This window comes from Mycobacterium attenuatum (assembly GCF_900566085.1).
GTDB lineage: Bacteria > Actinomycetota > Actinomycetes > Mycobacteriales > Mycobacteriaceae > Mycobacterium > Mycobacterium attenuatum.
Genome location: NZ_UPHT01000180.1, coordinates 1 through 22,753, shown reverse-complemented (window position 1 = coordinate 22,753; position 22,753 = coordinate 1). Strand labels below are relative to the sequence as shown.

The 22,753-nt window shown below is 65.1% G+C and carries 24 protein-coding genes and 1 pseudogene; 10 read left to right on the top strand and 15 right to left on the bottom strand.

Features of this window, described 5'->3' with window-relative positions:
- Positions 1–289, bottom strand: a 289-nt coding sequence (locus EET13_RS28820) for a transposase family protein (RefSeq protein ID WP_136623297.1), incomplete at its 3' end; no start/stop codon positions are given.
- A gap of 120 nt (positions 290–409) precedes the next feature.
- On the opposite strand from EET13_RS28820, the pseudogene EET13_RS28815 reads away from it, so the two are divergent.
- The 7 genes and pseudogenes from EET13_RS28815 to EET13_RS28790 form a co-directional block, all read left to right on the top strand.
- A pseudogene (locus EET13_RS28815) lies at positions 410–1,030 on the top strand (IS3 family transposase); the annotation flags it as partial.
- A gap of 69 nt (positions 1,031–1,099) precedes the next feature.
- Complete coding sequence (locus EET13_RS28810) at positions 1,100–1,345, top strand: transposase (protein WP_122445443.1); 246 nt, start codon at positions 1,100–1,102, stop codon at positions 1,343–1,345.
- Positions 1,346–1,533: 188 nt separating this feature from the next.
- The gene (locus EET13_RS30030; RefSeq protein ID WP_136623295.1) at positions 1,534–1,785 is read left to right on the top strand and encodes a hypothetical protein; all 252 of its coding nucleotides are present in this window, start codon (positions 1,534–1,536) and stop codon (positions 1,783–1,785) included.
- A 358-nt stretch (positions 1,786–2,143) separates the two neighbouring features.
- On the top strand, positions 2,144–2,422 hold the full coding sequence (locus EET13_RS32655) for an antitoxin (protein WP_122445448.1): 279 nt from the start codon (positions 2,144–2,146) through the stop codon (positions 2,420–2,422).
- Positions 2,419–2,760, top strand: coding sequence for a type II toxin-antitoxin system PemK/MazF family toxin (locus EET13_RS28800; protein WP_244604173.1), 342 nt, complete (start codon positions 2,419–2,421; stop codon positions 2,758–2,760). Before EET13_RS32655 ends, EET13_RS28800 begins: the two co-directional genes overlap by 4 nt.
- Positions 2,761–3,325: 565 nt before the next feature.
- On the top strand, positions 3,326–3,553 hold the full coding sequence (gene vapB, locus EET13_RS28795) for a type II toxin-antitoxin system VapB family antitoxin (RefSeq protein ID WP_122445442.1): 228 nt from the start codon (positions 3,326–3,328) through the stop codon (positions 3,551–3,553).
- Between the two features lie 2 nt (positions 3,554–3,555).
- Positions 3,556–3,957, top strand: coding sequence for a PIN domain nuclease (locus EET13_RS28790; RefSeq protein ID WP_244604174.1), 402 nt, complete (start codon positions 3,556–3,558; stop codon positions 3,955–3,957).
- 67 nt (positions 3,958–4,024) lie between these two features.
- Here the strand turns inward: EET13_RS28790 and EET13_RS28785 are convergent, their stop codons facing one another.
- From EET13_RS28785 to EET13_RS28765, 4 genes are all read right to left on the bottom strand, one after another.
- The gene (locus EET13_RS28785; RefSeq protein WP_122445446.1) at positions 4,025–5,173 is read right to left on the bottom strand and encodes an IS30 family transposase; all 1,149 of its coding nucleotides are present in this window, start codon (positions 5,171–5,173) and stop codon (positions 4,025–4,027) included.
- Between the two features lie 1,036 nt (positions 5,174–6,209).
- The gene (locus EET13_RS28775) at positions 6,210–7,418 is read right to left on the bottom strand and encodes a coiled-coil domain-containing protein (RefSeq protein WP_244604172.1); all 1,209 of its coding nucleotides are present in this window, start codon (positions 7,416–7,418) and stop codon (positions 6,210–6,212) included.
- A 464-nt stretch (positions 7,419–7,882) separates the two neighbouring features.
- On the bottom strand, positions 7,883–8,272 hold the full coding sequence (locus tag EET13_RS28770; protein WP_122445439.1) for a type II toxin-antitoxin system VapC family toxin: 390 nt from the start codon (positions 8,270–8,272) through the stop codon (positions 7,883–7,885).
- The gene (locus tag EET13_RS28765) at positions 8,269–8,508 is read right to left on the bottom strand and encodes a type II toxin-antitoxin system Phd/YefM family antitoxin (RefSeq protein WP_122445438.1); all 240 of its coding nucleotides are present in this window, start codon (positions 8,506–8,508) and stop codon (positions 8,269–8,271) included. The genes EET13_RS28770 and EET13_RS28765 overlap by 4 nt, the downstream gene beginning before the upstream one ends.
- A 125-nt stretch (positions 8,509–8,633) precedes the next feature.
- Here EET13_RS28765 and EET13_RS28760 point away from each other — a divergent pair, with 125 nt between their 5' ends.
- Both EET13_RS28760 and EET13_RS28755 read left to right on the top strand, forming a co-directional pair.
- A complete protein-coding gene (locus tag EET13_RS28760) occupies positions 8,634–8,915 on the top strand; it encodes a type II toxin-antitoxin system Phd/YefM family antitoxin (protein WP_122445437.1) in 282 nt (93 codons plus the stop codon).
- A 1-nt stretch (position 8,916) separates the two neighbouring features.
- Positions 8,917–9,186, top strand: a complete 270-nt coding sequence (locus EET13_RS28755; RefSeq protein WP_122445436.1) for a type II toxin-antitoxin system RelE family toxin — start codon at positions 8,917–8,919, stop codon at positions 9,184–9,186.
- Between the two features lie 42 nt (positions 9,187–9,228).
- Here EET13_RS28755 and EET13_RS28750 read toward each other — a convergent pair whose 3' ends face one another.
- Positions 9,229–9,939, bottom strand: a complete 711-nt coding sequence (locus tag EET13_RS28750) for a DUF4226 domain-containing protein (RefSeq protein WP_122445435.1) — start codon at positions 9,937–9,939, stop codon at positions 9,229–9,231.
- Positions 9,940–10,052: 113 nt separating this feature from the next.
- On the opposite strand from EET13_RS28750, the gene EET13_RS28745 reads away from it, so the two are divergent.
- The gene (locus tag EET13_RS28745) at positions 10,053–10,547 is read left to right on the top strand and encodes a hypothetical protein (protein WP_136623294.1); all 495 of its coding nucleotides are present in this window, start codon (positions 10,053–10,055) and stop codon (positions 10,545–10,547) included.
- Between the two features lie 19 nt (positions 10,548–10,566).
- On the opposite strand, the gene EET13_RS28740 is transcribed toward EET13_RS28745, so the two are convergent.
- From EET13_RS28740 to EET13_RS28700, 9 genes are all read right to left on the bottom strand, one after another.
- Positions 10,567–15,810, bottom strand: a complete 5,244-nt coding sequence (locus EET13_RS28740; RefSeq protein ID WP_122445433.1) for a helicase — start codon at positions 15,808–15,810, stop codon at positions 10,567–10,569.
- A 245-nt stretch (positions 15,811–16,055) separates the two neighbouring features.
- Positions 16,056–16,850 carry a hypothetical protein gene (locus EET13_RS28735; protein ID WP_244604171.1) on the bottom strand — a complete coding sequence of 265 codons (795 nt, stop codon included), beginning with the start codon at positions 16,848–16,850 and terminating at the stop codon, positions 16,056–16,058.
- Positions 16,847–17,671, bottom strand: a complete 825-nt coding sequence (locus EET13_RS28730) for a DNA adenine methylase (RefSeq protein ID WP_244604170.1) — start codon at positions 17,669–17,671, stop codon at positions 16,847–16,849. Before EET13_RS28730 ends, EET13_RS28735 begins: the two co-directional genes overlap by 4 nt.
- 65 nt (positions 17,672–17,736) lie before the next feature.
- The gene (locus EET13_RS28725; RefSeq protein ID WP_122445431.1) at positions 17,737–18,672 is read right to left on the bottom strand and encodes a hypothetical protein; all 936 of its coding nucleotides are present in this window, start codon (positions 18,670–18,672) and stop codon (positions 17,737–17,739) included.
- Positions 18,659–19,306, bottom strand: coding sequence for a hypothetical protein (locus EET13_RS28720; RefSeq protein ID WP_136623293.1), 648 nt, complete (start codon positions 19,304–19,306; stop codon positions 18,659–18,661). The genes EET13_RS28725 and EET13_RS28720 overlap by 14 nt, the downstream gene beginning before the upstream one ends.
- A 91-nt stretch (positions 19,307–19,397) precedes the next feature.
- Positions 19,398–20,342, bottom strand: a complete 945-nt coding sequence (locus tag EET13_RS28715; RefSeq protein ID WP_136623292.1) for an alpha/beta fold hydrolase — start codon at positions 20,340–20,342, stop codon at positions 19,398–19,400.
- A gap of 81 nt (positions 20,343–20,423) precedes the next feature.
- Complete coding sequence (locus tag EET13_RS28710; RefSeq protein WP_122445428.1) at positions 20,424–21,611, bottom strand: hypothetical protein; 1,188 nt, start codon at positions 21,609–21,611, stop codon at positions 20,424–20,426.
- Positions 21,612–21,620: 9 nt separating this feature from the next.
- Positions 21,621–22,142 (bottom strand): hypothetical protein, encoded by a 522-nt coding sequence (locus EET13_RS28705; RefSeq protein ID WP_122445427.1) that lies wholly within the window; start codon positions 22,140–22,142, stop codon positions 21,621–21,623.
- A 90-nt stretch (positions 22,143–22,232) separates the two neighbouring features.
- A complete protein-coding gene (locus EET13_RS28700) occupies positions 22,233–22,547 on the bottom strand; it encodes a hypothetical protein (protein ID WP_122445426.1) in 315 nt (104 codons plus the stop codon).
- Between the last annotated feature and the right edge of the window lie 206 nt (positions 22,548–22,753).

Here is a 22,753-nt window from a genome sequence, read left to right as displayed (position 1 = left end):
CATCCGGTGTGGCCTCGGTGAACGTTTTCCTGTCACAAGAGGTGTTGGTGCACAACCATTTACGTTTTCTCCACACGATCTGTGGCCGGTCCGCTCCGATCTTGATATCGCGTGGCCGGGTAATGACCCAACCGCGTGAACGGCGCGACCGTGTGTGGCACTTCGTGCACCGGCCGACACACTCGGCAGCGGTGTGCACCGTGACTATCCGCACGCCGTCGTCGTTGCGAGACACCATGTCGACGACGATGCCTTCAAGACCCAGTAGCACGGTACTACCGTTGGACAAGCTCGCGCCCTTCTGTGATCTGGATGCGTGAAGAACACCCAGTTCACAAGGGCGCGAGCCCTCAATCAGTCACCGACACGATCCGAGTCGATCACACCAGACCCCCGCCAAGTCGGAAGAGCCCGTTACGGTGGCCCGCCCAAAACGACCATCCAGGACGAGAAGGTTCAGCGGGCACCGGATCTCGTCGACCGCGTCTTCGCCGCGCCGGCCCCCAACCGGTTGTGGGTGGCCGATTTCACGTATTGCCCGACATGGGCGGGGATGGTGTACGTAGCGTTCGTGATTGACGCGTTCGCCCGCCGGGTCATCGGCTGGCGCGCAGCCACGTCTATGAAGACCGCGTTGGTTCTAGATGCGCTCGAGCATGCGTTCTTCACCCGCGCACAGGAGGGCGTCACTGATCTGTCCGGGCTGGTGGCGCACAGCGACGCCGGGTCGCAATACACGTCTATCGCGTTCACCACGCGCCTGATCGATGCTGGTATCGACGCCTCGGTCGGATCCGTGGCCGACGCGTATGACAACGCCCTCGCCGAGACCACCGTGGGGTCATTCAAGAACGAGCTGATCCGCCGGCAGGGGCCGTGGCGCGATGTCGACCACGTCGAGATCGGCACCCTGAACTGGGTTGACTGGTTCAACAATGAACGGCCCCACGAGTACCTCGCCGACCTCACCCCGGCACAGGCGAAGGCACTGCACTACCGTCACAAGAGTTCCCTGGCAGCAGCCGGGTGACTCAAGAAACCGAGTCCCCGGACACGCCGGGAGGAGTCAGAGATCGCTGGCGATGAACACCTGTCGCGGGTGCAATGGCGGGTCGCAGCCCGCAAGGGGCAGTTGAAGACGATGGCCGCGCAAGACCGGGCCGCCCAGGCGCGCAAGGCGTCGGTCCGGGCGAAAGTCGAGCATCCGTTCCTCATCGTCAAACGCGACTTCGGGTTCACCAAGACCCGCTACCGCGGGATCGCTAAGAACCTGCACCACCTGCACATGCTGTTCGCCTCTGCGAACTGGGTGATACGCGCCCGTGCCGTCGCCCTCGCGGGGTGACGGTGGGGCGTGAGCCTGCCCGAAATCGCCTAGAAGGCAAAAGAATCGGAACCGAAGGGCCATACAGAAGACACCACGGGGGCGCTGACAGCTGTCCAAGCCGGCCCGTGACCAGCCACGCCAGCAATGAACCGTTAATCAGCGCATCCCTAGATTTGCGCTCGGCCGCTGCGCGGTCGGAAGTGGGCTTGAGCGATGATGACATCGCATCGGCTGTCGGTGACTACACCGCTTGTCAGCGCGTAGCTGCGGCAGCTCATCAGCTCGAGTATCACGGGATATTGGCGACGGCCGCGACTGGCCTGGGTGAAACGCTCGCTCTATTCCGTCAGCGCGTCAATATCGCTGAACTGCCGGTAGTTGTTGACCACCAGCAGTGGAGTCAATTGCCGCCGCGGCCGGGCGCAGGACCTGCTCGTTTGACCATCGTGAGCGATTGACCCGATTCGGGGCCAACCGCCACAGCCTGGTTTTTCATGGATAATGTAGATTATCCATGAGTCAAACGGAAGACGCTGCCGCACAACATGATTGATCTCTTTAACCGTCACGGTGACGTATCGGCTGCTTTACCGGGTGTGGCCAAACCATCACAGCGAATCCGGCGTTCTAGGTCGGAAGTCTGGTGTGGTCGGCGGGTCGTCGTGCACATTTTGCGGAATGGACGCGCGGCGATGGCCGGTGCGCAAGTGCGCGTCACGCGCTCGTTAGACGACCTTAATTGACCATAACGTAGATTATCGGTACCGTCAAGCGGTACCAAATAACGACACCATTTAACGGTATCAGACTGGTACGATAATTGCTATCACTGGTGAATACTCCACGCGACTGCGTCTGGACGAGCCGACACGTCAGCGCCTTGAGGATCTCGTCTCCGCTGGCCGCTATCGCAGCGGCAACGCCGCGATCGTCGATGCAATCAATCGCCTCTGGGAAGCATGGCGTGACGAAGACCTCGACGCCGCGTACGCGGCCGCCGTTGAAGACAACTCTCACTACCCATATGAATCGGAGGTCGAGCGAGCGACTGCACGCAGGCGCCGCAACGCTCGCCAGAAAGCCGCAGCCGAGTGACACCTCTGCGCGGGCAGGTCTACCGCTGCGACGTCGGCTACGGCCCGAAGCCGTGGCTGATCGTGTCGAACAACCCCCGAAATCGCCGCACCGCGGATGTAGTTGCTATTCGGCTCACGACCACTGCACGGCGACTGCCTACGTGGGTCCCGTTGTCGTCCGACGACCCATTGAGCGGATATGCCAACGCCGACAACATAGAAACGCTCGGGAAGGACGAACTTGGTGATTACCTCGGAACGCTGTCGGTTTCGACCATGCGGCTGGTGAACGATGCACTCGCCGTCGCCCTTGCTCTCACGCCAACCCGGACACAGCAGCCTGATACGTCACAGTGACGAATCAGGCTCAGCATCAAGGGGAATCGAGTCATGACGGACACACGACAATCAGCCACTCGACCGTGATCCGTCCTACCGGGCACTCGTATGCGTCGACCACGCCCCACTGATGCGGCGCCCGTATTTCCCCCAAGACACGAACGAGCCCTGGACCGCTCAGCGGCCAGGGAGCCAAACACCTGCTGCTGCGCGGGTTCGACCAAGCACGCGGTGAATGGCTGCTGCTCACCGCGTGCCACAACCTACGCAAACTCCACGGCCACATCGGCGTGACCGGGCTGGCCGGCCTGGCGGCAAGCTGCTGAAGCGCCAACGCGCCTATCAGGGGGCGTGCACCTACCGCGAGTGTGCAACCAGGCGGGCGACACGCCGGCGGCCGTCTCCCTCAGCGCACGTTGGTGACGACGGGCAGCGCCAACAGTCGCAGCCGAACCCCAACGAAGGGCTTACTGACCCACGCTCCTAGCGGTCACTCGGCATCGTTGGCCGACTTGCTTGGTCGAATCTCGCCAGTGCTACCATCTGACATGATGATATCACAGATATCAGGAGGTCGGTGGGTATGGCTGATGTGTTGATTAGGGGACTATCGGACGCCGCAGTGGCGCACATCGATGCGTCCGCGGCGGCGCGCGGATTGTCGCGGCAGGAGTATCTGCGGCGACGGTTCGAGACGGAGCGCTCAGAGGGGCAACCTCAAGGCAAGCTCACGCTCGAGGACATGCGTCGCGCCGCGGCCGCAGCAGCGGATCTCGACGACCCAGAGGTGATGGAGGGCGCGTGGCGGTGACCATGTGGCTCATCGACAAGTCGGCCTACACCCGCATATCAGGTTCACCCGATGCCGAACTCTGGATCGACCGTATAGAACGCGGTCTCGTGCGAATGAGCACCGTCACCCGCCTGGAGATCGGCTATTCCTTTCGCACCGCGGCGCAAGCGCGTCTCGAGGTCGTCTCCCCGCCACTGTCGCTAATGCCGGTGGAGTACCTAACGCCGGCCGCAGAAGATCGCGCCGTCGAATTGCAGCTGCTGCTCGCGGATCGCGGTCAGCATCGTGCACCGTCGATCCCCGACCTCCTGGTGGCCGCCGCCGCCGAAATCGGAGCGCTCACAGTCCTCGCTGTTGACAAAGACTTCGACTTGATCGCGCAAATCTCTGGACAAGCCATCGAATGGCTACGGCTGACATAGGGGCCGGCGGCGGCGCGACGGGAAGGCGGTACTGTGTACGGTATCGCGTACCTTTGCTGGGTTGGATTCAAGTGGTCGCTGCAGCGAATGTTGACGGGTCTGATAGTAGTCGGTCGAGTTCTTCGGCTGGGGTGCGCCAGCCGTGGCGTTTGCGTGGTCGGGCGTTGAGTTCGGCAGCGACTTGGTCGAGCCATCCGGGGCCGTAGAACGACAGGTCGGTGCCTTTGGGGAAGTACTGGCGCAGCAGCCCGTTGGTGTTCTCATTGGTGCCACGCTGCCAGGGGCTGTGCGGGTCGCAGAAGTAGATCGGCAGGCCGGTGGCCTCGGTGATCTTGGTGTGCAGAGCCATCTCTTTGCCTTGGTCCCAGGTTAGCGAGCGGCGCAGAATCTCGGGGATCTCGGGGACCTTGGCCGATATTGCCTCGGCCAGGGTCGCCGCGGTGCGATCGCCGAGCAGGTGCAGCAGCACCACGAATCCGGTGGTGCGCTCCACCAGGGTGCCGATCGCTGAGGCCGAGACGGTACTGCCCAAGATCAGATCACCTTCCCAATGACCGGGAACCGCTCGGTCATCAGCCTCGGCGGGACGCTCACTGATATTGATCATTCCCTTGAGCTTGCCTCGGTCATTTTCCCTGCGGCCCTGCGGCTTTCGCTGAACACGGCCGGTACGCAGCGCGGTCTTGATCAGCCGGGCCAACTCCCCGCGCGGCTGGACATAAAAGGCCTGGTAGATCGTCTCGTGTGACACCCACATCTCCGGATCGTCGGGAAAATCCTCCCGCAGCCGGCCCGCGATCTGCTCGGGACTGTGCCGCTGCTCCAAGCGTGCCACCACCTCGGCCAAAAGCGCAGGCCTGGACTCGAGGTGACGCGGTTTGGGGCGCTTGCGGTTAGCCTCGGCGGTGTCTTGGCCCACCCGGGCTCGATACCCCGAACCAGTCTGCCCACGGTCCACCTCGCGGCGAATTGTGTCCCGATGCCGCCCCAACAACACGGCGGCCTGAGCCGGGGTCTGGCCCGTCTCCAACAGTTCCTCCAACCGACAGCGCTCGATGAACGACATCGGCCCACGCGCAGACCTGGGTGGCTCTGGATCAACAAGTGGCGCAGGGGTTCTCGGCACATAACCAGCCTGGTCTACCCAGCGCCGTCCGGTGTGCTCCGACACGCCCGCAGCCACCGCCGCCTCGGTCACCGTGGCACCTGAGTACATCGCCTGCCAAAACCCATCTCGACTGGCCTGCGAATACCGGATGCCGTAGTGCTTGGGATTGGTTTGATAACCCGCCGCCTTGGCCCAGGCCCGGCCAGCACCCCCGTGCACCCCGACCACCGTCGCCGCCGCCGTTGGCGACAGCCCCGAATTCACGGCCTCCCAAAACCGCACCCGAACCGACTCCGACACCCCACGTGAACCCTGCACCCGAAACCCCATCGGACAACACCTCCGAACTCCTCAGGTGTTGCAGCGACCACTTGAGTCCACGTGGAAAGCCAATTGAGGACGGGTATACCGGAATTTTTACCGGATGGTTTGGACCGCAAGTGGATTCGTGCAGGCGTCCGACTTGACGGGAGAGAGGAGAAGAACGTCCCGTAACCAGCGGATACCATACCGCGTTCCAGTTCTGACACCACGTCGACGCTTGGTGGGGGAGCAGGAGTCGCCGACTTTAGGATGGGTGGCGGTGCTCGTGAGTGGTGGTGAGCATATCGGCCTCAAGCCAGAGTTGGATGGTGAGGCGGGACTCGGGGTGAGTGCTTGTCACGAGCATGAGGACTACGGCCAGCCAGGCGCCGTCGTTCGCGCGTCGGATGATCCACGCGATTTGCCGGGCTAGCATCCAGGGCGGGGTAAGAAGCAAACCGCCACTCTTGACCCACATGGGTAGTTCGTCTCGCCCGGGTCGCCCCACCGCGATAGCGGGGAAGGCCCCGGGATACGTCGACGAGGACACGGCGGTCCACGCGATGCAGTGTGTGGTATCCGCAGATCACATCCTGCCATTCATCGAACATACGTGCGAAGTCTAATCGCGATCGTGCGGCGGGTGGGCCCGTTGATCAGTGGACGGTCTGGGCGCGCTGCACCGGGCGGTTCCGGGCAGGTCCTGGTGTCGTGGCGATCGCTTCATCGATTCGGCTGGATGACTCGCCGAGTAGGGGGAGTGGTGCCGTAGCGCAGGTCTGTGTCGTGGGGAGCCACGGTGATGTTGCTGCGCCGCGCACCTACGGACCCTTCGCGGGCGTTACGACGACGGAGTGCCCTTGCGTGGCGCTGACCGTTTTCTCGTGCCGGGCTGAAGCTGGGCCCGATAGGTTTCGGCGGCCGCTGTTGCCACTGCGAGGGCCTCGGTGAGCGTTTGCACCCGCTCGTCGGCGTTGCGCTGGACTTGGGTGAGCTGCTGGGTGTGCGCCTCGCGCAGCGCCTCTCGTTCTTCCCGGGCCTCGTCGCGATAGCGCTCAAGGTCACGAGTCAGGGCGGCCACGGCCGTCCGATCGACTTCTGCTGCCCGTCGTGCAGCCTGAGCCTCAGCCTGGGTCGTGGCCAATTCAACCCGGACGGCCGCGGTCTCGGCGATCGCACGCTGCGTGGACTCACGAGCAGACTCGACCTCGGCTTGGAGCTGTTGGCGCGTTTCGTCGGACTCGCGCCGGGCCTTGTCAAGCTCACGGCGTAGGTCGGCGGCGGCTTCGCGATCGCGCCTAGCTGCGTCGTCCGCGGCTCGCTGAGCGGACAGCGCTGCCGCGGCCTCGACGCGGGCCGCCGACGTCTCCTGCTGCGCCTGTTCGACTTCGGCATCACGTTCGGCCAGGCGATGGTGATACTCGGCCGTCGCTTCGGCCAACTGCTGCTGGGCACGTGCCACCGCCGCGTCGGAATCCGACCGCACCGTAGCGATCTCACCCTCGGCCTGCTCACGAACCCGAGCTGTCTCCGCGGCAGCTTCCTCGGCGAGCTGGTCGGCCTCTTCGCGGTCATGCTCGGCCTGTTGTGTTCGTTCCTCGGCCAGCCGGGCGGCCCGCTCAGCGGCCGCGGCCCGGCGCTCAGCGTCGGTGATCCGGGTGAGCGCATCGCGGTGCGCGTCCTCGACCTCGGCGCCGGCGGCCTCGATATCGCCGGCGATCCGGATGACGGCCACGACGTCGTCGAAATACTGGCGCAGCTCAGCCACCCTTCCTGGGAACTCGGCCAGGCGTTGGTCAAGAGTCGCGCGGGCCATCGACACCGGCGCCGACGTCCCCGAATCCTCCTGGAGGGCAACCCCGCTCTGTTGTGCCCGACGAGCCTTAAAGGCCGTGGCACGGTTGTGCACTGGCCCACCGTCGGCGTCGGCCTGTTCGCAGTACCGCGAGGGGCGGCCGGTCGCGGGATCAGGACGCCGCGACCGCGTGCACCCGGGGTAGCTGCAGTGGTCCCGTTGGGTGTCGGCCGGGCCCTCGGCGGTATCGCTCATACCGGCCATCGTACTAGTTTCGTGACGAGATGCAACGAAACATAATTAACGAAACGAAATAACGTAACGAAACTAGCGTCCAGTCGGTCGAGAGCGGAGTTGCATCTATGCCCGGGCGTTGGCGCGGCGCGCCGCGGGCAGGTCAGCTCAACTGCCCCCGGCGGGTCCGAATGCAGAGGGCTTTGTCATGGTCGGCGCGATGGTGCACGGTGGCTGATATGCCCGGCTGTGTCGGGCCAGCACCAAGAGAAGGGTCGACCGATGACTGCTGGGAACTGGCTGGTGACGGTCGACAAGGAGACCGGCCACAACGGAATTCGTTGCCAGCGCCGACGAGGCATGGCAGCGCAGCATCGACATCGAAAAGGCGAATCCGAGACTGTTCGCGACAGTGGTCCGCAGGATCGAGCCCCGTCAGGTGTGAAAGGCGATTGGGGCGTGGATAAAGGCGCCGGGCGGGCTTGTCAGGTGGTGAGGGTCGGTGTCATCGCCGCGCCGATGATCTTCGTATCACGGGTCGCGATGGTCAGATTGCGACGCAGCGCCTGCGCGATGATGACGCGGTCGAACGGGTCCTTATGACCCCAGGGGAGCCGGCCCGCCAGGATCGCGTCGGGCGATTCGATGGGCAGTTCGGAGGTGCTCATGTCGGCAAGGATGTCCGCCCACGCCGACAACAACGCTTCGCCATCGAGACGTCCGAGCCGGGTCTTGATCGAGATCTCCCAGGCCGACGCGGCCGTTACCCACAGATTCGTCTCGGGGCTGGAGAGGACCGTGAGGGCTGACGGGGCCACCTGAGCGGGATCACTGACGAGCCACAGCAGTGTATGGGTATCAAGAAGGACATTCACTCCTGGTCGCCTTCCCACGCCGCGAGTTCATCGTCGGGCAGCGCGTCGTCGAAATCACTGGGCACCACCAGATTTGGCAACTGACCGAAACGCCGCGGTATCACGGCGATCGGTAGTAGCTGCGCCACAGGTTCGCCGTGGCTGGTGATGATGAACGAGTTGCCGGCCTTGACGTCCGCCAGGAGGCGGTTGAGCTGATTCTTGGCCTCGGTGCTGCTGATTTTCTCAATAGGCATGGCGGAAACGTAGCACGATAACGCCAGTCAAGCTAGACGCGCTAGCGCGAATAGCCGACATAATCTCTATTATCGGCTTAATTTAAGTCTAGCGTAGACCTAGATTTAGGTCTACGCTCGCTATCATGCGAATACTGCCGATCTCTCAGTTGAAGAGCAAGATCAACGAGTACGTCGATGCCGTCTCCGAGACCCGCGATCAGATCACCATCACCAAGAACGGTGCACCCGCCGCGGTGCTCATCGGTGTCGATGAATGGGAATCCATCCAAGAGACACTCCACTGGCTCTCACAGCCCGGCATAGTCGAATCCGTCAGCGAGTCCGAAGCCGATATCGCCGCCGGCCGCACGTACGGCGAGGACGAGATCCGCGCCGATTTCGGCGTCCCGCGGCGGCCTCGCTGAAGTGAACTACGCGACGCGGTTTACAGCCACCGCCCGCCGCGACCTCGAGAAGCTACCGCCGCGGATCCTGGCCGCAGTCATCGAGTTCGCCTTCGGCGACTTGGCGCGACAACCCCGCCGCGTGGGCAAACCACTGCGCGGCGACCTCGCCGGCCAGTACAGCGCCCGACGAGGGCCATACCGTCTCCTCTACCGCGTAGACGACACCGCAGAAATCGTCTGGGTCCATCGCGTTGACCACCGCTCCGACGTCTACCGCCGCCACCTCTAACCGAGTCGAATCGTCACCGTGACGTTTTGGCTCGGCTCACGTTCATCTTGTTTGCCGCCAACGCGCCTCGATCTCGGCAGCAAGCCGCACTAAGAACTCATCGAACGTGAACGCCGGCCTATCAATATCGTTGAAGGCCGAACGCGCCAGATCGCGGAACTCCGTCGGGGCCTCGCGGAAGCCATCAAGGTGTCTATCGCCGGGCTTCCACGCATGGGCATCTAGCGGCGCTGCGGGCGGTGTCTGCTTGTCGGGGCCGGCCGCGCTGCGGTAGTCAGCGGCTTGGATGGTGCCGGCGATTTCAGTGTCACGCTGTTGGAAGTCTTGCAGCAATGCTTTCGCCCGGTTGAGCTGGCCTTGCAGATAGGTGGCCAGCTCCTGTTTCCCGGCGGCGCTGCCGGCGTTGGGCGCCAGGGCGGCGATGCCGGCGCGGGTGTCAGCGATGAGTTGGTCCATGTTGCGGGCGCCTGCGGCGGCGGCCTGTCCGGCGGTGGCCAATCCCGGACCGGCCTGGGCGTCAGCGCTGAGCGTGGTGTCGAATGCTTGGAGCTGATCGGCGTGAGAGGCCATATGGGTCGTGCTGGCCGATCCTTGCCAATTGGCGGCGTCGTGCCCGGCGTGGGCGATCGCTTGTCGACTTGTTGCTAAGTGTTGAGTCGAGGGCAAGGATGCGCCGGTGGGTGCCGCCCCGAACAGTCGGCGCGCCGCACCGAGCGCCTGACCGGTCTCGGTGACGAGCGGATCGAGTGACACGCCCGCCAGTATCGCGCTGCCCGGCCACGATGGCCAACACGGCGACCCGCCGCGGGCCCTGCCTTGAGAATAAACTCCTGCCGAGGTGCGCGAGGTGGGCTTATCGTCAGGGGGTGGGCTTTCTCGACGCACAGTTACGTGAGCTGGTAGCGGTGATTGATCTGCTGCTAGAGGCCACCCGCCTGGCGGAGAGTGGCGGCGTTAACGGCGTTGTCGGCGTCGTTGCTGGACAGCCCGGGCGCGTGGGTGAAGAGTTGGGCGGGCGCGCCGCCGGCGGGTGGCGTGACGCGTATGAGGTCCTGGCGGCCGGTGATGCACGCATTAGCGACGGTGATAGTGCGGTCGCGGCCACGGTCGCACAGATTCGGGAGCGCAGCGCCCAGACGAGGTCGCGGCTAACCGCGATGCGGGCGGAACTTCTGGAGCTGATTGAGGCTGGCGGGCCTGTGGTTGAGACGCACGGCGGTCAGCGTGAATTGATTGAGGCAGCACAGGCCAGAGCCGAGGAACTGCGCCGGATATTCCTGCGGGATCAAGAGTTTTCGGAGCAGATGAGCCGCCAGCTTGTGGCGGCCGCCGGCATCTACCGAGGAGACCACGCACCTTAGGCGACGCGATGTTAGGCCGTTATTCGTCAAGTCCCTGAACCTGGCCGGGGCCGTCGAGCCCGTGTTGGCGGTGGTGTTGTTCTAGTGCGAGGCGTTCTGCGGCGCGCACGGCTTTGCGTAGGGCCTCGGCGTTGGGATAGCCGGCTTCTTCGAGTAGCGCTGGGGTGGGGTTGAGGAGCAGGCTCCAGCCGGGTTTGCGGCCTCGGGCCTGCAGGCGTTGTTCGGCGGCGGCTGCCTTGGCTTTGGCTTGAGGGCTTTGCGCTGCCATCCGCAGTTCGAGGGTCAGTGCTTTGAGTTCGGCGTCTTTGGCGGCCAACTCGTCGGAGTGTTCGAATGGTGCTGGTGGGTTGGCCAAGAAGTCGTCGAGTGCGGCTTGGTCGCGGTCGCGGTCGCGCTGTAGTCGTGCGTGGTGTTCGGGTAGTCCGGTGTAGAGGTTTTCGATGCGGCGCAGCAACCCGAGTTGTTTGGGGCCGTTGACATCAGATCCCTGGCCGGCGGCGGTGGAGAGCAGTTCCATGCCGTCGATTTCGGTGGTGCGCGAGGGCACTGCGAGTCGCAGTAGAAGTTGGTCGTGGGTCAGGTCGCGGGCGGCGAGGATGTCAATGTCGTGGATGGTGGCGCCGATAGGCTCGAAACGGCTGGCGCCGCGGTCTTTTCCGGTGGTGTAGGCGGCGCGGCACAGTGCTGCGAGTGCCTTGGCCGCCGGGACGCGCTCGGTGTAGGTGCGCTCGGCGATGGTGATGCGCGGTGGGCCGCCGCCGGCGGCGTGGGCGGCGGCCGCCTGGGCAGCTGGGGCGAGCTGGTCGATGGCGGCTTGTTTGGTGGGGATGGAGCGCTCGAGGAGGCTGACTTGCCAGTCACGGTTGCGCACGGACTGTTGGTGTGCGCGCTGAAGGGCGGTGAGGCGTTTGACGGTGTCGTCGAGTTCGACTTGGCGGACGTAGCGCGGGTCGCCGGTGGCGATGGCCTTGGTTTCGGCGGCTGCGGCGCCGAGGTCGCCGCCGGAGAGGTCCTCGATTTCGAGGTCGACGACCTCGTTGCGGCGCATCTGTTCGATGAACAGCTGTTTGGCTTGTACTTTTTGCCACATGACGGTGTCGTAGGAGCCTTCGGTGACGTAGTTGAAGATGTCGACACCGTCGAGGTTTTGGTTGCCTTGGCGCAGGATCCGGCCTTCGCGTTGTTCGAGGTCGCGGGGCCGCCACGGTACGTCAATGTGGTGCAGGGCGGCGGCTCGGGCTTGCACGTTGACCCCGGCGCCGATTTTTTCGGTGCTGCCGATCAAGACTGAGACGTCTCCCCTGCGGCACTGGGCGAACAGGGTTTGGATTTCGGTGTCTTTGACGTCGTGGATGAACCGGATCGATTCTTCGGGCATGCCGCGGGCGATGAGTTCATCTTTGATGGCTTGGTAGACCGAAAAGCGGCCCGGGTGTTTGGAGGGGGTGCCGCGATCGCAGAACATGATCTGCAGCGCTCCGGTGCCGGCCGGGGCGCCGGTGTCGGGATGGACGTAGGCGCGCTCGGCGTGGCGGCGGTGGACGATCATGGCCTGCTCGGCGACGGCGGCCGCCCGGCTGCGGGGCGGTTTGGGAAGGTGGGCCAATCGTGGGTCCAACGAGGCGTTTCGGCCGTCGTTGCTGATTTTGAGGGGGTTGTCGCGCTGGGGTTTTCGTGAGTCGAGATGGTCGAGGCGGTAGCCCAGATCGGCGATGAAGTCGACGACTTCGATGTGGGGTTGCAGGCTGATGATTTGGCGTCGACCGGTGCGCAGAGGTGGCAGTTCGACGGGCACTTGGTCGCGGGTGACGACGTCGGTGTAGACCGAGGACAGCGCCAGTAAGGCGGGCAGGTTGGTGAATTTGCCGACCCGGGTGACGGGCCGCAGTTTGGTGCCGGTGGAGTTGACTTCGATGGTGGTGGTCGTGGCGGTAAATGCTGCACCCCAGTCCCCCAGGTCGGCAACCCCTGCTTGTTCGAGAAGGTCGGGGCGCAAGTAGGTTTGCATCACCCATAGCTCGCCCAGGGAGTTGCTGATCGGTGTGCCGGTGGCGGCGGTGGCGACCCGCTCGACGACGCGGTGGGCGGGGATTCCTTTGGCGAGGGCTTCATCGCGGCGCCGCTGGCGTAGTGCGGTGAGTTTGAGGTGCAGGTCTTCGGCGCGCTGGGATGCGTGGGGGCAGGACAATTCTTCGATGTTGCAGGTGCGGCCCAGGTTCTTGTAGGTGTCGGCTTCGTCGATCATCAGATAGTCACAACCGGACTCCTCGAACCGTAGGCCGGTGTCTTTGGTGCCCGCGGCCAACAGCTTTTCCAGCCGTGCCTTGGCCGTTTTGATGGCCAGCTCGATGCGCTTTTTGCTGCTGTCGGATTGGGCGGATTGGAGTTGTTCACGCAGGGTGTCGAGTTGGTTTTCGATGTAGTCGATGCGCATGTCTTTGGACACGTTGATGGCGGTGAACGCCGATTGCGGGATGACCACCAAATCCCAGTCACTCGAGGCTGTTTGGGCGATGAAGCGCCGCCGCCCGTCGGCGGTGCTCGCCGCGGTGCCGAGCAGGATTTTGGCGGCTGGATACCATTGTTGTGCTTCGCGCCCAACTTGTTCGGTGATCGCGTTGGGGACCACTAGCCAGGGTTGGCGCACCAGACCGAGGCGGCGAAGCTCCATCGCGCCTAGCACCATGCTGCCGGTTTTGCCGGCACCGACGACGTGATCGAGCAGCACGCTGGGTTCGGCGATGATGCGCGCGGCGGCGTTGCGTTGATAGAAGTGCGGGGTGAAGTGATCGGAGATGCCGGGAAAGCGCATGTGTGATCCGTCATAGACGGGGGCACGCAGTGAGTTGAAGCGCCGGTTGTATTCGGCGACCAGGGTGGCGCGGCGGTCTGTGTCAGACCACAGCCAGCGGGTGAATTCCTCGCTGATTTTGGCCATTTTGGCTTGGGCGGCGAAGGTGGCTTGCGGATCGAGGATGCCGTCGTCGTCGTTGACCAGGACGGCTTTGGAGTTGCATGCGGCCTCGAGCAGGCTGACCGCGTCGCAGCCGCGCCGGCCGGTTCCCCATTCGTCGGTCATCAGCCGGCCATGGCGTTTGTAGCCGGGGACGTCAACGACCCATCGCCCGCCGATGTGTTCAGCGACCACACCGCTGGTGCCGAACGTCTTTTCGGCGAACGCTGCGACCACGGCGGTCGGGATCCACGGTGCGCCCGGGCGGACCCTGATGTCTTCGGCCTCACGCCAGGGCGGCAGCACCTGTTGGAGAGCCGTGGCGTACTCGTGGTAGATGGGGTTGGTCTGGGCGGCCTCGAACGCCCGAGCAAGTTTGACGCGCACGTTGCCCGACAGCGCGATCACCGCGGGCACGAGTTCGTTGGGATCGTCGAGACTGGGATAGACCAGCCCGGCCATCAGGTCGCGGGCGTCGGACGTGTCGACCTCGAGCAGCCGGGCGATCAGGTCGACGTCGACACGCTGGGTGCGGTCCAGGCACATCGCGAGTGCTTCTTCGGGGGTATCGGCGGTAGCGCGTTCGAGTGGTGGGGTGAGCAGGTCGGTGGAAAAGATCGGGGCTTTGTGGGCGGTTCCGGTGTCTTCGTCGAAAATCTCCAATGATGCGACCAGCGCCCACCCCGGGTCGTGACGCATGCCGCCGTCGAGGTGGCGCCGTTTCTTGTACGGCGCGGGCGCTTCGGCAGCTTCGGTGTCCCACTGGGCGGCCAGCTCGTCGGACACCGGGCCGGTGTAGGGAGGCTCGGGAGTGCCTTCGGCTGTGCGCCAGGCGGTTTCGGCGGCGGTGCGGCGCTGCGCGCGCCGTTGCGGGGTGACGCTGGGATAGACCCAGGTGAATCGGTTCAGGGGTCCGTGGCGGCGCACGTAGTTGTCGTAGAGGGTGTTGAGGTGCCCGCGCAGCTGGTCACGCTCGACAGGTGGGCGGCCGTCGCGCTGGGAGGCGATCAGGCTGGCCGCGACGTCGCGCAGCCCGATCAGCTCGCGGGTTTCGGCGGTCAGCGTGGTGGGAGTTTTGTGGGGCTCCCATTGGTGGCCGGCCCAGTACTCGATGCCGGAGGTGGCCTCGTTGTAGCGCAGCGTGTAGAGCGGGGTGTCCTCGCCAAGGTCGGCGGCGCTGATCAGTCCGTGGTCGAACAGGTCGGCCGAGACGTCGGTGAGATCAGCCGGCGTGGCAGATAATCCGAGGCCACGTGTGAGGGCGGAGTCGATGATCGGGTGCAGACGGGCGCGCAGCTGCTCGGCCAGTTCGGCGCCGGCGGCCCCGCGCACCACGAGTTGGTGCGAGCCGTTGAGGCCGCGGCCCAGCTGTTGATGGCCGAGCACATGGTGAGGGTTGGCGACGAAATAGGAGTTGAGGTGCACGGTTTCGGTGCTACCGGTGTCGGGGTCGGCCAGTTCGACAGGCTCGGTGTCAACCCAGTCAGGCAGCTCGTCGGGCGCCGGCACGTCGGGGTCGCGGCGGCGCAGGATGAGCAGGTCGGTGACGACCTCGGTGCCCGCGACCCGGGCGAACGCCTTGGACGGGAGCCGGATCGCGCCGATGAGATCGGCTTTGGCCGCGATGTCGCGCCGCGCCGAGGATTTCGTCGCATCCAGGGTGTAGCGACTGGTGAGCACGGCCACATAGCCGCCGGGTGCGGTCAGGGCCAAGGATTTGAGGATGAAGTGGTTGTGAATGGAGTGCCGTGCGGGGTTGTGGGCGGGGTCGGTGACCGCGTAGCGGCCAAACGGCACGTTGCCGACCGTGGCGGCGAAGCTGTTTTCGGGAACGCGGGTGGTTTCGAATCCTTCGTGACGGATCTGCGCCGACGGGTAGAGCAGGGCCGCGATCGCGGCGGTGGTGGCATCGCTTTCCACACCAACCATGACCGCCTCGGATGGTGCGTGGGCGATGAATGTGCCTGACCCGCAACCGGGTTCGAGAACGCGGCCTCCGCAAAACCCTGCCCGCCCGAGTGCGTCCCACACCACCGCGGCGATGGCAGGGTCGGTGTAGTGGGCGTTGAGGATCGAGGCCTCGGCCTGGCGGTATTGGTCGCGCCCGAGCAGCTCGACCAGGGTGTCACGCTCGCCGGCGAAGTCGTCGTTGCGCGGGTCGAACACCTGCGGTACCGCCCCCCACCCTGACCAGGCGGCCAGGACGCGCTGCTCGGCTGCGGTGGCGGGGCGCTGGGCGGCTTGCAAGACCCGAATCGTCTGCAAGGCAGCGATGTTGGCGCGGATGCGTGCTTTGGCACCGGAAGGCACCAGGGGCTCAAGGCTGGCCGGGAAATCGGTGGGGCTGGCGAATTCCTCGACGTCACGCTCATCAACTACGGGTGTGGGCTCGACGGCACCCCGGGTCGACGCGGCGGGCTGGGCAAGGGGTGCCTCGATCGCGGGCCGGGTCGGCGGTGGTGACGAGGCAGCCGGCGGCAGCGGGGCTCCGCCGGGATCAATGGTGCGGGGATCGGTGGGCTGATCGAGCGCGTCGAACAGCGAGGGCTGCGCGCCTATCGCTCGGGAAGGCCGTCGTCGCGCAGATCGCTGTAGATCATCTGAGCCAGCGTGCGCGCTAGCGGGTCCCCCGGTCCGTTGGGCAGGGCCAGGCCGTCCTCGGCCCGGGCCGCGAGCAGATATCCGGCCTTGATCCGAAACACCGCCGAGAACCCCGGATCCGGCCACAGACGCCCGATCAGGGCCTCGATGTCCTGGCTGGGTTCGCTGCGATACTGCGGGCGGGTCCAGCGTTGATCCCATGGCAGCTGACTGCGGTCGGGCATCGGCTGATCCTCGCCCCACAGAGTGCTCGCCTGATCGTGCTCGGTCGGGATCTGTTCGTAGAGCTCGTTGCCCAGCACGATCTCCATCGCCTGGCTGCGGGCGGTGTTCAGGAGCCCCGCCTTGGTCAGGTAATCGGGATGCTGGCCGCGGGTTTGGGTCCACTCCCCTACTGCCTGGGCGCCCATCTCGGCCGCCAGCTCGGCCACCCGATAGCTGATCCTGGCCGCCTCGTGGTCGACGAAGGCCTCCCGTTGGGCCGGAGTCCACTGCGGGGGCAGCTGCAGCGGGCCCGCGTAGGCCTGCGCCACGATTTGGCGAATCTCTGGGCTCGTCACTACCACCGTCCCCGCCGAGGATGTCGAACAGACCCGGCTGGTGTGGATCTGGCCGCTTGCTCCGTGCCATATTGTGCGCTCCGATCGGATCGTGTCGGGGTCGGGGTAACCGTGGTTGGCCATGAAGGTCCGCAGGCGACGCTCGGCGAGTCGTCGCCGAGCCGCGGCGTTGGCTTCGCGGGAATTCATGCCGGGTCCAGGTCGAATAGCGTCGGGGCCGAGATCGCCCGGTTGGACCACAGGACCTCCGTGCGGGCTGCGAGCTTGCCGCCTTGGGTAGTGCCAGAGCGGATTTCGACGCGATCCCAGTCGCTGAGCACGGTGTCATAGAGGGTGCTGGCGTAGCCGCTGACGACGACGGCGGCGCGGGCCTCCAGCAGGTGCTCCAATAGTTGGGCGTGCTCGGACTCGCTGGCCATCTCGGTGCGGTAGTTGCGACAGCGGGTGCTGCCCAGGTAGGGCGGGTCGACGTAGAGGCAGACCGCTTCGTGTGCGCCGTAGGCGTCGATCACATCGAGGGCGGGTCGGCATTCCAGGCTGACGTGGTGCAGCCGGCGGGTCGCGGCGGCCATCCTCGCGACGTAGGCATCGAGGTAGCCGGGCATCGCTACCGAGGTTCCGCCGGGGTCAACGTGGTAGCGCCATCCCGTCTTACGCAGGGTTGCGCTGCGCCCCTGGGTGATCCGTACCCAGGTTCTGCGTGCGCGCTCTAGCTCGTCGAGACACTCAAGGTCACCCGCATGGGAGGAAGCGTGTTCTGCGCGTGAATGCGGGGTTAGGGCGCACACCCGGATGAGTTCACTGGCGCGATCGCGCAGCACGCGCCAGAAGGCCATTAGGTCGGCGTCGAGGTCATTGATCGTTTCCATGCGGCTGGGGTATTTTGCCAGCAGGACCGCCAGGCTGCCGGCGAACGGTTCCACGTAGTGCCGGTGTGGGGGTAGAAGTGCCGCAATCTGTTTGGCCACAGACTGTTTGCCGCCGTAGTAGGCCATCGGTGGGGCCGTCATTGCCGTCCTAGCGGTGCTAGCTCGGCGAGTCGTCGCCGCCCTGGTGGGCTCGCGCGCATTCGTCTTTACCCCGCCACCAGGTGGCTGCGCCGCTTCCACGGCGAGAGCGCTTCCCGCATGACTAAGATGACGCTGTCGCGCTGTCTGGGATCCATCGCCGCGGTTCGCAGCAGCTCCTGACGCAATAGCGGCTGCTCAGCCATGTAGCGTGCTGCGCTGTGCCAGCCTGGCGCATCAGGGTTGTCAGTGTGCTCGTCTGGGTTATCGATGGCCTGCAGTACCCACTCGATGCCTTTGCCGGTGACACGGTTCGAGCCCGTGTAGAGGAATGCCGCCAGTGGTCCCTGCGCGGCCGTGATCCAGATGGAGTCCACGTTCGGGCTTGCGGATGCTTGCAGCGGCAGCTTGGCTGTCTCCATGGCCTCGGCGGCTGCGCCGAACAATAGTGTCGGATCAGCAGTGAGGGAAACCAGATTCGGCGTGTTGAGCGGTTGTTCGACCTGATCGATGTAGGGAGACCCTGCGCGCGGAGTTGACGTCAATACGTGAGTTCGCCATGCCCGCACCCACTGCTTCGGCGCAAGGTCGGCGCGCCCCGCGTTCTTCCACGACCACCAGTCTTGAAAACAACGACCTACGGGCCGCTGCGGGTCGCCGGGAAGAAGCTCCGCCACCCGGGCCGCCACCTGGTAGGGCAAGTCGCTGTTGGTCACTGACAAGTGGCGCCGTCCGCCTGGGCTCATGATGTCGTCCCAGACCCACCGACCGATCGGGTCATGCTCATCAGGGGCGATCAGGCGCGGCGGATGATCGGTGAACTCCCATCGCTGGTCGGGGTAGCGCCAACCCAGCACGCAGATCCCATGAATCGCCACGCCCGATTCGAGGTCGATATACATCTGATCGGTGTCGTTGAATACGCGAGCGTCGAAACCTCTGTCACGCAACTGTTCGGCGACGCCCTGGACGTCGCAGGACGATTCGTAACTAACTCCTGTCATCGGTATCTCCTCGTTGGGAACCGTGCTGTCGTCCAATGGAATTCGCGTCTACCCTCGTGCTGTCGTCGCGTCGGGTCGGCACACGCCCGGCGGTGATCAGGAGTTTGATCGGCGCTTGTGACAGCACGTTCCGACATGTCCGTAAAGCCAGCGCGCCAGATCCGCGACGATCGCGAAAGAAGCGGCGTAGTAGGCCACGTCGGGCGCGCGGTGTCGCGCCGGCGCAGAGTTGCGTGAGGTCCCATCCCACCAGCACCCGGGTGACGTCATCGGCGATCACCCAATGGGTGCTCTTGACCGCCGGCGCGACTGTGCTGGCCTGGTGCAGTCCCTCAAGATCGCCCACGGCGCCGTCGATCCGGAACCAGGTGTCGATCTCGGGCGGCGATGCGGTCGGCTGCGCGGCTGTGTAGACCCGTCGCCACCGAACCGGCTGATGGTTAGGTGAATCGACTAGTGCCGCGAGCTCTTTGGCGATACGGCGCTCGCGGAGACGCAGTCGCAAGCTAATCAACACATGCTGTTGGCGGCTCACAGGCGTCGACGTTGGCGGTCTATGCCAGTCGAACGACCCCGAAGGACGGGCGCCGGCGCGGGTGAGGTCGCGGTGATCAGGGTAGGCGATGGTTTGCATTCGCGTTTTCCTCGTCGCTGTTTGGTGTGAATCGACCGGTTGTTGCATCGTTGGTTTCGGCACTGGCCGGGTGCGGGCAGGGAGGTGGAAGTCATGCGCTGGCGGCTCCGGTGGCAGCGAGGTCGGCAGTGCTGTCGGCCTGAGTCGTGTCGTCGATGAGGTCGGCGATCGCGTCGGCGACCAGCTGCGGGGTTTCGTGCAAGAGCATGTGCCCCGCGCTGGGATGCCGGCGCCCTTTAGCGCCGGGTATCGCGTTAAGGATGTCTCGAGCATGGCTGTCGGGGGTGATGAGGTCTGCTCCCCCGCTGACCACGACGGTGGATGCGGTGACGTGCGACAGCATCTGGTACTGGTCGTAGGTGCGCAGGTTGGGTAGGAAACCCGTTGCGGCGCTGAGCATGTGTCCTCGCGCGGCGGCCCCGCACATGGCGCACAGGGCTTGGCGCTCCGGCCCCGCGCAGTGGCCCCAGATGCTGAGCAGGTCGCACACGGGGCGGGCCAGTGCGCACATCATGTGGTCGAGGGCAGCGGTTGGTGTGTGCGAGGCCAGCAGGGACAGTGCCGCGGCCGCCGGAGTGCCCAGCAGTCGCCCCAATCCGCGGTCGCTGAGCCGCCCGGCGGCGGTGGCGATCAGCGCCAGCCCGTGTGGCTGTGCGGTCCGGGTGGGTGTGGGGCGGGCGCAGAAGGTCAAGGCGGCCATGCCGCCCATGGAGTGGCCGCCGATGAAGAGTTGGCCCGTGACTCCCAGCGCGCGTAGGACGTCGCCGAGGTCGTCGGCGAGCTGGTCGACATGGTAGGTGTGCGCGGGCGCGTGGCTGGAGCGTCCGTGGCCACGGTGATCGTAGGTGATGATGCGAACCTGGTCGTCGAATCGACGGCGCAGCAGCGTGATCGGGGTCGACCAGGATGTCTGGTCCAGGCACAGTCCATGCAGCAGAACCAGCGTGCTCTGGGCTGTTGATGGTCCATAGTCGGCGGCCAGTAGCAGTGTTCCGTCGGCGGTGATCACCGGCTTGATATCAGCGTTGAACATCATCGTGAGGTCCTTGCGCGGATCGCCGGGCACTGGCCGGGTTGCGGGGTGACGTGTTGACCAGGTGTGCAGTTCGTTGGTCGGTCATGACTGGGGGTCCTGTCGTCTACGCCGTAGCGCTGTAGCAACCAGACGGCTAACGGCGGGCGCGACGGCGGCGCCGAAGTAAGCGACATAGGTTGTCAGAGCGATCGCTTCGAAGGTGCCGGCTGCGGGCAGGTGCGCACGGTGGGCCAGGACGTAGACAACAAAGGACAGCGGCATGATCAGCTGGCCGGATCGCTGAATCATGGTGGCGCCCAGCGACAGCAGCGCTGCATGTGTGCTGGGCGCTGGGTAACCAGGCGACGTCAGAAGCCCTCGGATGGCCCCGGCCATGATGAGCATGGCCAGCAGGGCGTGGGGAAGGCTGGTCTGGATGAGTGCACCGAGCAGGTAGCGCCCCGTGGTCACGAATTGCTGTGCTGCAACGCTGAACGTGTCGGTGTGCCGGGGTGCGGGTCGAGCGGCCAGGTGTGCCAGTTTGGCGATGGCAGCCGCCAAGATTGTCGGCAGTAGTACGTATCTGACGACGTCGCCGAGGATACGGAACTGGTATCGCAGCGTGGGCGAGATACCACCATAGGTGGCGACGGCGGAGAGAACGTCACGCCATGGCGGCCGCGGCCGCAGCGGGTCGGCGGCGGCGTGGTCAGCTGGCGCGCCGGGCAGGTAGGCCCGGATCAATTGCGCGGGGTCGGCGAATTCTTCAGCGCCGGTGTGGGCCAGGACCTCCCGTGCCATGTGCAGTCGCGGCGATGGATGGCACCAGTAGGCCACGATACGTCCGGATAGGGAACGAACGCTGTCACCCGCCCAGTAGGACTGGGTGGGGTGGCAGTCGATGACGACGACGATGTTGCCCGCCAATAGCGGATGCTGCGCGATCAGTGCGTTGATATCCGTTGTGCCGGATATCCCGCAGCTGCAATCGCGGTGGGGGGCATAGTGATCGCGGCGGTGTCCGCACTGTGCGACGGCATAACAGCCGGCCCACCAGATCGTCGGGTCGTTGCCCACGATGGGCAGCAGGGCTCCGGTGCTGTGTGGGCCAGCGAAGGGATCGACGCGGAAGGTGCGCAACGCTCGCAACGGTGGCGCGGGGTCGGGTCCGGGGTCGGGTGTCTGCTGCCAGACGTGCTCGCCGCCGGGTTGCTGCCCACCTTTGAGGGCAGCGAGAACTTTGGCTGTTTTCTCGGTTTTCCCGATTCCGGGCGCGGTGTCGAGGTTCACAATGACTCCTTAGTCGTCATGAGGCTGGGTTGACGAAAGGGGTTGCAAGTCAGCGTCGCTGGCTTCCCCGCAGCCACCGGGGCCGAAGTCTTGCCAGGCAACGAAGCGCTGCGCACCGTCTGGGCGGGGGCACCAGAAACCCCATTGGCGGCGCCGGGGGCCGGTGAAGACGAGTGTCCAGCACGGTGTTTCGCGGCCATTGGTGTTTTGGATCAGCTCGACGCGGTGCCGGTAGGCGGCGGGGCGGTAGGCGATGCTGCCCGTGCGGCGAAGGGTTCGGCCGGCCGAGGTGACTTCCATGTAGCGCCCGGAAATGATCAACGACACGAAGGGCCACGGATGGTCGTGCGGGACAGGGTCATCGGAGCCGACAAAGTGGTGCAGATAGCAGTTGAACCAGCGGCACCGAGGCCACACAAACCAGCGGTGCAGGTAGGTGGCGCCACCAGCGGTGATGGTCTGATGGGGTCGTCCGCTGCACAACTGGCGAAACCAGCCTCGGGTGTCGGGGACGCTGACGGTGGCACTCATGAGGCGTCGATGCGGTGCATGTGGAGGTGGGCAGTTGAATGCGGCCGTGATGTCGGTGAACCCAGATGCCGATGCATGGATCGAGTCCTTTTACTCGTCAGCCAGCGCGTTAGCGCGTACGAGGGTGGTCCAAGCGACTTTGCGTAGGCCGAGGAATCCGGTGCCGTACACGGGCAGTGCCAGGCGTGCGGGGTGCTCGAATACCCAGTGATAGAACTCGTCGTGACGTGGCGGCGGCTGGCCCCAGGGCTGGCAGCAGCGTGGGCCGGCGGGGTGGACGTCGGTCAAAACGGCGGCACCGAGCCAACCTTGCTGGCGGGTATGCCAGGTGGCATCCAATCCAGCAAGGGCTGCTGCCTCGGCGCCAGCGGAGTCGATGCGGGTTCCGGCGATGATTAGCACCACGCCGCGGTAGCTGGTGGTCCAGGAACGGTTCTCGATGTTCTTGCCGCCCAGGGCCGAGGGGACGAGCAGCAGGGAGGCCTGGGGTGCCCCGCGTTTCCCGGACTGGGAATTTCGTGTTCATTACGCTGCGAGCTGTGAATTCAGGTACTCGGTGCGCACCTCGTGCGGCGTCCGGTAGCCGAGTGCGGAATGAATTCGTTTATGAT